Consider the following 11,001-nt stretch of genomic DNA (forward strand, 5'->3'; position numbering starts at 1 on the left):
GGTCAGCGGATGAAGGGCGATTTGGGAAAAGGTTTTCTCAGAGGGAGATTAGGGGAAGGATTTGGGGATGGCAAGGGGGAATGAAGGCGTCAGCGGTGACAGTGTCAGCACCACTGTCTTTTTCTCTACCGCCTGGCGGTCAGAATCTCCTTAGACATCTCACCGATTGCAAATATGTGCATTTCATGCAATTTATTCTGCGAAAATTGTGCAATTTACATGGAATGAACTACCGATCATGTCCCAGAAACGTGACAAATTTCGCCAATTAGCAGAAAGCCGGACCACAAAAGCACTCGAGGCAATAGCTCGTATAGGCAACCTTTCGAACCGCCAGGTGTACGAATATGAAGAGGCCGAGGTGAGAAAAATAACACGGGCATTGCGGGACGCCGTAGCTGCGGTGGAAGCTCGCTTCGAAACACCCCGCGTCCGGCAATCAGGCTTCAAATTGTAGGTTTGCAATGGACACTTCAAGCATTACTCCAATCCAGATTGACGACACCGATTTCTTGGTCGCTACAACGATCGAGCGTTGCCCGCGGACGATGATGATCCGCGAACTGACGAAGAATGCTCTTGAGGCCGCATCCCAAGCTGCTGAAGGGCAGAGGCAGGTAATTTTCCGAGTAGTCGATTTCGGCGGTACACCAAAACTCGCCATCTGGAACACCGGACCCGGAATGGATGCCAGCGAACTCTACCGGATGTGCGACCTAGCCGCCTCTATCCGGAAAGAAAAAGGTCTGGACGCGAACTTCGGCATGGGAGCGAAGGTAGCCTCACTTCCCTCCAACAAGCTTGGAATGATCTATCGATCATGCAAGTCCGGCGAAGTGAACGAAGTCCTGCTCTGTCAACGCGATGGCCGCTATGGTCGGCTGCGTCGTCTACTCGATGGCGGTGAGCTTGCAGAAGTCGTGAGCGTTTCGCAGCTGGCGCGCGAGGAAGGATACAATCTCGGAGAAGACTGGACGGAAGTGAGACTCCTGGGCAACGAACCCGAACAAGACACGGCGCACGATCCTTTTAACGGCGATCCAACGTCAGATGCCCAGTGGTTGGCGACGTACCTGTATCACCGATTCTACCGACTACCCGAGGGTGTTCGAGTGGTGCTCCAAAGCGGCACGCACAAGCTAGGCGAAGGAACGCGCGTATTCGAACCCTTGCCGCGACGAGCAGCGGCAGGTGCATTCGAAAAGACCGAGACCGTCGAAGCGCCAGGCGGAATCAAAATCCACTACTACTATGACCCGCCATACGAAAAATCGCCGAGCCACAATCGGTCGATCAGCGGGGCAATTCAATCCGCGCTCAGTCTCGTCGCCGTAGTCTACAAGGACGAACTTTACGACGTGAAAACTGGAAGAGCCTGGGCAATCAATGCCCCCCTCTTTGGTATCCCGTTCGGATCGAAGCACATTTCCGTCCATATCGAACTCCCGGATAATGCTTCGGTTCTGCCGGAGGGCTACCGACAGTTTTTGCGTTACCGATCGGGTCAGCAGGAGACCGTCCAAGCCGCGCATTTCGGTGATCTGGTCGCCCAGCACCGGCCGCAGTGGCTCATCGATCTCATTCGCTCTCTTGCACCTGAAAGTACCTCAAACGACGAAATTCGCGACGAACTTCAGAAACTACTCGATGAGTTGCGCGTACGTCGTGTTCTGCCACGCGCAATGCCAACCGGGGTCAAGCTCGTAGACTCTTCCTCTGGTGCTGGCATGCAGGCGGCGCGAGAAGGCGAAGGCTCGGCGGGCATGTCGAGGCCGAAGACCAAGCACGTCGACCTCAATCTAGCCCCGCAAGGTGCAAAAGCGGCGGACCTTTGGAAGGACCGCGAGCGAGCCCCCGACCTTGTGCTATTGCGATCAGCGGAGGAAATTGACGATAAGCAGCTTCGTAGCCGGGCTGGACGCTACTACGAGAATGGGCAGCTATTTCTCAACATGCTGTATCCTTCGATCACTGAGATGCGCGAGACGCTGGAGGCGTCATACGCCACTGTCGCCGACGTCGATGGCATGCGGGAGGCAGCGCTGCAGCAAGCGGAGAAGAGCATGATCCTCCGTGTCGGCAGGGCTGTTGTCTTTGCCCTCGCAAAGCAGTTGAACAAAGAATGGGATGCCGACGCAGTCAAGCATGCCTTGGCACCAGAAAGTTTGAGTCTTGCGGCGGATGATTTCTACGACTCCCTCCAGCCGGCGCGCCGAAGCATGGGTCGTCTATTCAGGCCTAACCGGCAAAGTGACGAGACCAATGGCACCGAGGAAGAGGACTTAGGGCTCGTAACTGTGTAAATCGCAGCCGTCGTATCGAACCGGCCGTCGTCGCCAACGAAAGCTGCTTTCGCCACCTCATTGCTTGAAGCAATTCTCACGGTGCCATTGCAAGAAACGAGGATGCGGGCGTTCAGACTGCCGGACCGGCGGAAGCGCTCGACCGGTCTTGTTTATGAACCCCTGCACACTGTCGAGATCGTGACCTGCCGCGAGACTAGAATTTCCAGATCGTCAGACAGGCTGATCAATCCGCGGTCGAACATCCAGTGCGCCGTACCAGACAGCGCGATCCCATTGTTGATGATATCCGGACCATTCTGTTCGACCGGTCGAATATGCGCTGCGGAAACCTCTGCTCGGCCGCCGCCATTGATCAACTTCAGTCCAGTGATCGCGCAGCGCTCGTCATAGGCGCGTAAAACGACGCGACGGAAAATGCGATCCCGTACAATTCGCGATCCGACATAGCTCACACGGTCACGGCTCTGCTCGAATTCAAATGGCGCCTGGTCTTCCTGGAAGCCGGTGCCCATCTCATCAACGCGGGGCAGCACCAACTCATCCGCGTCGAAGCCCAGATCGTATATGCGGTTGAAGTCGCTTGGACTAAGTAGGCGGACTGCCGATTGAGCACGGCCAGATATCCTTCCCTTGTCGTTGAGCAAGCCTCGTTCAACGAGACCATCGGGTCCACTGAATGGAACAGGATTGACGAAAGGCACGTAGCTTCGAGGCTCAATAAGAGCAAGGTACATGTCCGGTGTGACGGGGTCGGGAATGACCTGTTGAACCTTGGCCATCGCGTAATACCCACGGGCATCCTTAACCTTGCTGGGTTCGTAGTAGATTATCGAGCCACCGACGCATGCTTCGACACGGCGCAGATACATGCTAGGAAATTGATATTGCTCTTCCGGGCGGTCCTTGTAGATCGAATCTGAGCGGTGAATGAAGACCCCGAAACCCATGTTTTCTACACTGCGATCCTCGGAAATACGTGCGTCAGAGTCGATACAGCCCGATATCGAGAGTTTAGTCTAGTCCAGCGCTGCTTTTCCCCTAGTATCGAGCGAGCGTATTGCCATTCCACCCCGCCCCGCTTTCTGCTTGAATACCCCCAACATCCAGCCACGGAGCCTACCCCATATCCACCGATCCCTTTGCTCCCTTGCGGCAGCGTTTCATGGCCCGGTGTGCCGATCAGCTCGCCGAACTGAAGGCCGCGCGTGAAGGCGGTTCCCTGCCCGGCTCCGACGATCCCCTGGTCAAGCTCGCCCACTCTCTGGCGGGCGCGGCGGGGACGTTCGGCTTTCCGGAGATCAGCGCGCGGGCGTCGGCGCTGGAGACGCTACTGGTCGAGCAGGCGGAGGCCGGCGCCGCAGCGGCCGCGCTCGATGCGCTGATCGCGGAGATCGAGCGCACCCTGAAATGATGCAGTGGGCGGTGCGCGCACCCGCGACCCGGCGAACCTCAATTCTTCGACTGAAACGGTGTCGCTTTACGCAAGCTCATGCCGGGAAGCTGAGGTGCCCTGCGGCTGAAGCCGGATCAAACCATCGACTTTGCGCGGGATTGTCACTGTCACGGCGGCAATCGGGCCTTCAAGTCAGAAAGCGGTCACACTGCCCTATTCGCCTGATTGATCCTTTTGCCCGGCGCAGGGTGACGCGGGTTGTAGGTCCGCTGACTAATCTGCCAGGGCTACTGGCTTGCCATGCGGTGTATTCAGGTAGGCGTGTCGCCAGTCCTGTTCGCGTCTGTCCACCTCGGCCTGTAGCGCGAACTGGCTCCTGTCCAGTATCAGCTCCAAAGCGCTGAGAAAGGCGCTGTAATAGATCGCGTCGGTGTCCATAGCGGCATCGGCCACCCGCCGATCAAGCTCGGCGCCTAGGGTCTGCGACCAATCCTCTGCTTCGATCTTTCCGTCGGCGATGAGCAGCTCGACCAACGCAATGACCTGAGCGTGCCATAGCTCGGAGAAGACCGGTTCGCCATCTCGATGGCGCCGGGCGCGACGGGCAATCTCAGGCCGGCTCAAGATAGCTGTCCCACATATCGATCTGCAGGCTGTCTGCGCTGTCGCCGGCTTCAGGCCAAAGATCCGCCATGCGAAACCGCACGACGTAGGTCTGCTCGCGCCGTATCGTGCCGACAGCTTTCTTGTCGGGCAAAGCCTGTGGTCCGATCACACTGTCGACAACCCCGGGCCTGCCGCGGACATAGCCCGTCAGCCGCGTGTGCATTGTGGCGATGTCGCGCCGTGCCACAACCTTGTCGCCAGCTTTGAACCTTGCCCCTGTGGGCGGTGCCTCCACCGTAGGCCTGGGCGACTCATATTCGAAGGTTCGACTTGAGGCCCTGCCATCGAAGAACTCCTGAACGCCCGCGACGCCTTCATCCACAGACGTGACCATCATGGCCAGAATCCATTTCTCGAAATAGTCGAGACCGAGGTAGGCGTCCGGGGGGAGCCTTTCCAGGACGTGGCGATACCAATCGAGCGTCCAGCCCGTGCGATCCGTCGTCAGCTTTTTCATCGACATCATGGCGATCGCCCATGTGCGCGCCTTCCATTCATCGGAAAACAGAGCCGAGTCATCTTCTGCGACGTTCGGGATCGGTCGGAACCCTTGTCTGCCGCCGAGGTCGTGTACCGTATCCATCACCCCGCCTCCTGCTTTGGCGACAGGTCCCTCGTCGTCCCAATCATTGCATTGCGCGTCACGAGGCCGGCGAGATCCTCTTCGGTCCAGCCGTCCGTCCCCTCTGGACGCTCCGGAACCACCATGTAGCGGCGGTCTGAAGTCGAGTCCCACACCCTGACCTCAACCTTTTCCGGTAGGTCGGTTCCGAATTCGGTGAGAACGCCACGCGGATCGCGGACCACTCGCGCCCGGTACTCGGTAGACTTGTACCAAGATGGAGACATTCCCAAGATTCCGAGTGGATAGCAGGAACATAAGGTACAAACGACAACGTTGTGGATATCAGGCGTGTTGAACACTGCGACAAGGGGGTAATCCTTGTCGACGCTCGGGACGATTTCCGAAAACGCCTCGGCCGCATGTTTTGCGAGGCGTTCGGCGAAATCGGGATCAGTCCATGCCCGCGCGATGACCTTGGCTCCATTCATCGGACCTACGTTTTCCGAGTAGTCGTCGAGCCACTTGTCCACGGCGTCGGCCGCCAGAAAGCCCTTCTCGACCAGAACCGTCTCCAGTGCCTTCAGGCGAAGCGCCGGTTCAGGTGGAAGATGGCTGTGCAATTCCCGATGAAGTTTGGCAACCTTGTCGGAATCATATGAGCTCACTGATGCCCTCCCTGAGTATCATTCCTGCTTCGCACCGCGCTGGGGTGGACTCTTAGGGTTGGTGGCTAACTCCCCGCTGACCATCAAGGGACCAGACTATTGGAGCAGTGCACTCGAGTCATTGACTTTCTGACCTTGCGTCAGCTTAGAGGTCGAAGCCGATGTCGTGCAGCTTTGGGGCCCTGCAAGCGGCGACTGCACCGAGCGCCCACCAGGGCACGCGCCAGGCACGAGACCATTGTTCTCGCCAGTTCGACACTCCGATATGATCGGCCCTCGATATCGCGTAAACTGATAGAGGTTCTCAGTGCTTCCGGAATGAGACGATGCGCCCGGCCAAGATCCGACATGCGAGACGTGATGGCGAGGATCGCGTACCGGGCGATGGGCATGGGCTCGGGCGATCTGGTGCTCGTGCCTGGCTTTCTCTCGCGATTGCATCGAAGGCCGCCCATGCTGACGGCGGCGAGAGCCTCGCGCCCCGACGTACGACTTGCCGCGTCACTCAGGATCGGACCATGACCCGAGTTGTTAAGGAGGAACGTCCATGACCGGCGACGCTTTTTATCACGAAGGCAATCGCTCCCTGCAGGACCGCTTCGAGAGCCGGCGCATCGCTGACCGCCTGGCAAAGATGGCGCGGACGGCCTTCACCGACGAGGATAAGGCGTTCATCGAGAATTCGATTTACTTCTTTCTTGCCACGGTCGACGCCGAGGGACGGCCGGACTGCTCATTCAAGGGCGGCCCGCCCGGCTTCGTGCGTGTCATTGGGCCGTCGGAGCTGGCGTTCCCGGATTATGACGGCAACGGCATGTTCAGGAGCCTCGGCAACCTCGACGTCAATCCGAACGTCGCGCTGTTGTTCATCGCCATGCACGGCACGCCGCGCCGCCTGCGCATTAACGGCGCCGCCCGGATCGACCGAGACGATCCGCTAACAGGCAGCACCGTCGGCGCACAGATGATGGTGCGCGTGGAGGCGCGCGTCATCTTCCCTAACTGTCCGCGCTACATCCCGACGATGCAGCTCAGCGAGCCATCGCCCTACACGCCCATGCCGGGCTGCGATCTGATCGAACCTGCGTGGAAGGGCTTCGACGCCTTCAAGGACGACGTCCATCCGCGCCAGCCGACATGGAAAGGCTGAAAATGATGCGGAGGGCGGTGCGTGCACCCCGCGACCCGGCGAACCTCAATTCTTCGACTGTCGCTTTACTCAAGCTCATGCCGGGAAGCTGACGCTACCCGCGGCAGAAAGCCGGTCGTCGAAACATCGACTTTGCGCGGGATTGTCACTCTCACGGCGGCAATCGGGCCTTCAAGTCAGAAAGCGGTCACCAACAACACTGCCCTATTCGCCTGATTGATCCTTTTGCCCGGCGGTGTTCGGCGCTATAATAAGCGATCGCTAAAATTAGACGGAGCAGCTGTAAAACCAGAACGGTGACGTCTTTGGGCGGGGGGCCACCATGGGAGGCCAAACATGCTCAGCGCCTTATGCAAGGCTTGCGCAGTGATCCTTTTGTCCATGAACTGCGCTTTCGCCCAATCGGATCTGATAGAGCCAAAGGCTGGAACCTGGAAGACGTGGGTGATCACGTCGGGCAAGGACTTGCGGGTCCCGCCCCCGCCGGATAGTTCCACAGCCGAGCTTGCGCAGCTCCGCGATATCATCGCAAAGAACGATGCGCAGGTCGCCGCGAAGATCAGGTTCTGGGATGCCGGCTCGCCCGGCTATCGATGGATCGACCTGGTCAACGAGCGCCTTCTCGAAGGCCAGCAGATTCCCAACGCACACCGCGTCTATGCCTATTTGACGATGGCGATCCACGACGCCACCATTGCCGCGTGGGAGTCGAAGTATTTCTACAATCGCCCGCGCCCGAGCGAGGCGGATGCGTCACTGCCGGTTGTGCTGCCCACGCCGCGGAGTCCCTCCTACCCATCGGAGCATGCCGCAGCCGCCGGCGCCGCCGCGACCGTGCTGTCCTATTTCTTTCCGGACGAGGCGTCGTCGTTCAAGGCAATGGCCGAAGAAGCGGCACAGTCCCGTGTCCATGCCGGTCTGCAATTCCCGAGCGATTCTTCCGCCGGCCTCGAATTGGGGCGGCGGGTGGCCGAACAGGTGATTGCGCGGGCAAAGGCCGATGGCTCCGACGCAGTCTGGACCGGCACGGTGCCGACCGGGCCATGCAAGTGGGTCGGAGACAAGCCCGTCAACGCAACCGTGCCGAACTGGAAGCCGATCGTGCTCGCAGCAGCCGACGAATTCAGGCCGCCGGCCCCACCCGACTGCCAGTCCCCGGCCGTGAAGGCCGAGACGGATGCAGTCCGGCAGTTCGAGCGAAAATTCCCCAACAGCTACAAGGCGTTCTATTGGCAGAGCCCATCCGGCCTGTTCACCGACTGGTATGACTATGCCAGCAAGTGGATGTTCGAGGACAAGACGGACTCGAACCCGCCGCGTGCCGCGCGGGCCTACGCGATGCTCGCAACGGTGTTCTACGACGCCCTCATTGCAAGCAACGACGGGAAGTACACCTATTGGTACCTGCGTCCGCACATGCTCGATAAGGGCATCACGCCGCTGTTTGCAGTGCCGGCTCATCCCAGTTATCCGTCCAACCACTCCACTCTTTCGACTGCCCGATGCGAGGTCCTGGCGTACCTGTTTCCCGGCCATGCGGAATTCATCCGCAAGGTTGGCAAAGAGGCCGGCGATTCGCGCGTCTGGGCCGGCATCCACTACCAGATGGACAACGAGGCCGGTGCCGCGCTCGGCAAAGCGGTCGCGGCGAAATTCATCGAGCGGGCGAGAAAGGACGGAGCAGACTAGGTGCGATGACGGGGCGATTGGCGCCGCGCTCGATGCGCTGATCGCGGAGATCGAGCGCACGCTGCAATGACGGAGGCGGCCGTGCGCCGGCCGCCCCTGTTCATTTCTTCGCGCCGCCGAGACCGGTCCTGGTCATCTCGCCCCAGCCCTGGTCGCCGCGCAGAAATTGCCACCAGCCCTTCACGCGCCAGAAATTGTTGAGCTGGCGGTAGCCGAAATTCTCGATCACGGCGACGGCGGTGAGCACGGCGAGATCCCGCGCGCGCGGAAAACGCTGCAGCTCGGCCTCTTCGAGGACCAGCGAGCACACGCTGACACAGACGCCATAGGTGAAGACGAGCGAGGTGAACGCCAGCAAGTACTCGGCCGACAGGATGCCGAGCAGCCAGAAGGCCGGGATCAGCACATAGCCCAGCACCTCCGCCACCGGCCCCAGCACATCGACAACCAGTATGTGGCCGAAACCCAGGAAGCCGACGCGGCCATAGCGCGGGTTGAACAGCATGGAGCGGTAGCGGAAGAAGCATTCGAGCGCGCCGCGCTGCCAGCGCGTGCGCTGCCTGCCCAGCACGCTGAGCGTCTCCGGCGCCTCGGTCCAGCAAACCGGCTCCGGGACGAACTGGATGCTATATTTGCGCTTCGTATCGCGCATGTAGCGGTGCAGCTTGATCACCAGGTCCATGTCCTCGCCCATCGAGCCTCGGGTGAAGCCGCCAACCGCCACGACTTCGGCGCGGCGGAACAGGCCGAAGGCGCCGGACACCAGCATCAGCGTGTTGATGCGGCTCCAGGCCAGCCGCGCCATCAGGAAGGCGCGCAGATATTCGACCACCTGGAACAGCGCCACCAACCGGGTGGGCAGGTGGATCTCGCGCACCCTGCCCGCTTCGATCCTCGATCCGTTGGCGATGCGGATCGTGCCGCCGACCGCGATGGTGCGCTCGGGATCGTCGATGAAGGGCTGGGCGGCGCGCATCAACGCATCGGGCTCGAGGATGGAGTCGCCGTCGATGACGCAGAAGAGCGGCGCGCGGCAGACATTGATGCCGGCATTCTGGGCATCGGCCTTGCCGCCATTCTCCTTGTCGATCACGAACAGCCGCTCGGTCATCGGCGAGGAATAGAGGCCGCGGATCGGCTTGTGCGTCACGGCCTCCTCATAGGGCCGGTGGAATTTCACCAGCTTGAATCCTTCGATAAGGCGTTGCAGCGTCTGGTCCTTCGAGCCGTCGTTGATGACGATCACCTCGAAATTCGGATATTCGAGCGCCAGCATCGAATGGACGCTCTCGACCACGTTCACTTCCTCATTGTAGGCGGGCACCAGCAGCGCGATCGGCGGCGCGACGTCGCCATAGCGGTGCCACAACAACGCCGAACGGGCGACCGGCGGGCGCCTGGAAAGCGCGTAGGCGGCGACGATGAGCTGCAGCAGGTAAACCGCCGTCTGCGCCAACCCTGCCCCGATGATGAACCAGGACAGGATGGAAGCGGCCAGCACGATCCCGTGGCTCCAGTCTGCGACCATCATATGGCGGGCCCCTCGGCAAGAATGAGCGAAGCGGTGCGCTGGCTGCGCGAAACCTCGCTCGCGGCGATCTCCTGCAGGACGCGTTCCCCCGGCTGGCCGAACGAACGCAGCGCGTTGGCGGCGGCATAGCGCACGGTCCATGCCTCGTCGTCCATCAGTTGCGCGAGCGGCGCGGCGAGTTCGGACAGGCCGAGGCGGCCGGCGGCGTTGGCGGCGTCGGCACGCACGTCCCAGTCGTCATTTGCCATCGCCTTGACCAGGATGGTCGGTGCGTCGGTATGCCCCGTCAGGCCGAGCGCCCGAAGTGCGGCGGCGGCAACTTCGGCCGAGGGATCGCCGACCGCGCGGGCGAAGAAATCGGCAAACCGGAACCCGCCGCTGCGAGCCAGCGCGTCGATCGCGGCCGCCCTTGTGAAAGGCACCGCGTCCTGACGGCCGGCGTGATCCTCAAGCTCTTCGAACCGCCGTGGCGGAAAGCGCCTGAAGAGCTCGATCAGGCGCCGCGAGCGCTGCCCCGCAATGCCGATCTTGCGCAGCGTTATGACGAGCGGCGGCAAGGCGCCGACATCGCAGAGCGCGATGGCGGCGGCGATCCTGACCTCGCGCGAGCGGTCGCGGTCGAGGGCCGAAAGCAGGCTTGCCACGGCGTTTTCCGAACGCAGCGCCGCCAGCATCTCGGCGGCGTGGATGCGTTCGGCGCCGTTGCCGCGCTCCAACTGCTTGCCGATCAGGGCCGGCAGGCCGCATTCGTTGAAGGCGGCAACGACATCGTCATGCTCCTCGCCGCGCAACAGGGAAATGAACTCGAAGCCGGCATCGATCGCCACGCTCGCCGGCACCGAGAGCAGCACCGCCTTCAGTGCCTCGCGATCCCGGTTTTCGGTGAAGGCGATCAGCGCCGTCAGAAGAAAGCGCCGCTGGTCGGCCGCCGCCGTGCCGCGGCGCTCGTGCAGCACCCGTCGCGCGATCAACAGCAGCATGATCACCAGGGAAAGGGCGCTGAGCAGGATGGACATGTCCCAGACGAGCCACATGA

The 11,001-nt window shown here is 61.0% G+C and carries 9 protein-coding genes and 1 pseudogene; 4 read left to right on the top strand and 6 right to left on the bottom strand.

Going from position 1 to position 11,001, the window contains the following annotated elements:
• The first annotated feature begins 464 nt into the window (after window positions 1-464).
• Window positions 465-2,303, top strand: a complete 1,839-nt coding sequence (locus tag DH08_RS12225) for an ATP-binding protein (protein WP_192179551.1) — start codon at window positions 465-467, stop codon at window positions 2,301-2,303.
• A 57-nt stretch (window positions 2,304-2,360) separates the two neighbouring features.
• On the opposite strand, the pseudogene DH08_RS12230 reads toward DH08_RS12225, so the two are convergent.
• A pseudogene (locus tag DH08_RS12230) lies at window positions 2,361-3,253 on the bottom strand (HNH endonuclease).
• Window positions 3,254-3,468: 215 nt separating this feature from the next.
• Between DH08_RS12230 and DH08_RS12235 the strand changes: the two are divergent.
• The gene (locus DH08_RS12235; RefSeq protein ID WP_246800793.1) at window positions 3,469-3,717 is read left to right on the top strand and encodes an Hpt domain-containing protein; all 249 of its coding nucleotides are present in this window, start codon (window positions 3,469-3,471) and stop codon (window positions 3,715-3,717) included.
• Between the two features lie 255 nt (window positions 3,718-3,972).
• Here DH08_RS12235 and DH08_RS12240 read toward each other — a convergent pair whose 3' ends face one another.
• From DH08_RS12240 to nthA, 3 genes are read right to left on the bottom strand one after another with little or no spacing between them, the layout of a single operon-like run.
• The gene (locus tag DH08_RS12240; RefSeq protein WP_192179552.1) at window positions 3,973-4,323 is read right to left on the bottom strand and encodes a hypothetical protein; all 351 of its coding nucleotides are present in this window, start codon (window positions 4,321-4,323) and stop codon (window positions 3,973-3,975) included.
• The gene (locus DH08_RS12245; protein ID WP_192179553.1) at window positions 4,310-4,948 is read right to left on the bottom strand and encodes an SH3-like domain-containing protein; all 639 of its coding nucleotides are present in this window, start codon (window positions 4,946-4,948) and stop codon (window positions 4,310-4,312) included. The genes DH08_RS12240 and DH08_RS12245 overlap by 14 nt, the downstream gene beginning before the upstream one ends.
• Window positions 4,948-5,595, bottom strand: coding sequence for a nitrile hydratase subunit alpha (gene nthA / locus DH08_RS12250; RefSeq protein WP_192179554.1), 648 nt, complete (start codon window positions 5,593-5,595; stop codon window positions 4,948-4,950). Before nthA ends, DH08_RS12245 begins: the two co-directional genes overlap by 1 nt.
• A 547-nt stretch (window positions 5,596-6,142) precedes the next feature.
• Here nthA and DH08_RS12255 point away from each other — a divergent pair.
• Window positions 6,143-6,745: a pyridoxamine 5'-phosphate oxidase family protein gene (locus tag DH08_RS12255; protein WP_192179555.1), complete on the top strand. Its 603-nt coding sequence runs from the start codon at window positions 6,143-6,145 to the stop codon at window positions 6,743-6,745.
• 444 nt (window positions 6,746-7,189) lie between these two features.
• Window positions 7,190-8,434, top strand: a complete 1,245-nt coding sequence (locus tag DH08_RS12260; protein WP_345892378.1) for a phosphatase PAP2 family protein — start codon at window positions 7,190-7,192, stop codon at window positions 8,432-8,434.
• Window positions 8,435-8,534: 100 nt separating this feature from the next.
• Here the strand turns inward: DH08_RS12260 and DH08_RS12265 are convergent, their stop codons facing one another.
• On the bottom strand, window positions 8,535-9,965 hold the full coding sequence (locus tag DH08_RS12265; protein WP_246800794.1) for a glycosyltransferase family 2 protein: 1,431 nt from the start codon (window positions 9,963-9,965) through the stop codon (window positions 8,535-8,537).
• Window positions 9,962-10,999 carry a HEAT repeat domain-containing protein gene (locus tag DH08_RS12270; RefSeq protein ID WP_192179556.1) on the bottom strand — a complete coding sequence of 346 codons (1,038 nt, stop codon included), beginning with the start codon at window positions 10,997-10,999 and terminating at the stop codon, window positions 9,962-9,964. Before DH08_RS12270 ends, DH08_RS12265 begins: the two co-directional genes overlap by 4 nt.
• Window positions 11,000-11,001 lie beyond the last annotated feature (2 nt).

The sequence above is a fragment of the Mesorhizobium amorphae genome (assembly GCF_014843845.1).
GTDB classification, from domain to species: Bacteria; Pseudomonadota; Alphaproteobacteria; order Rhizobiales; family Rhizobiaceae; genus Mesorhizobium; species Mesorhizobium amorphae_A.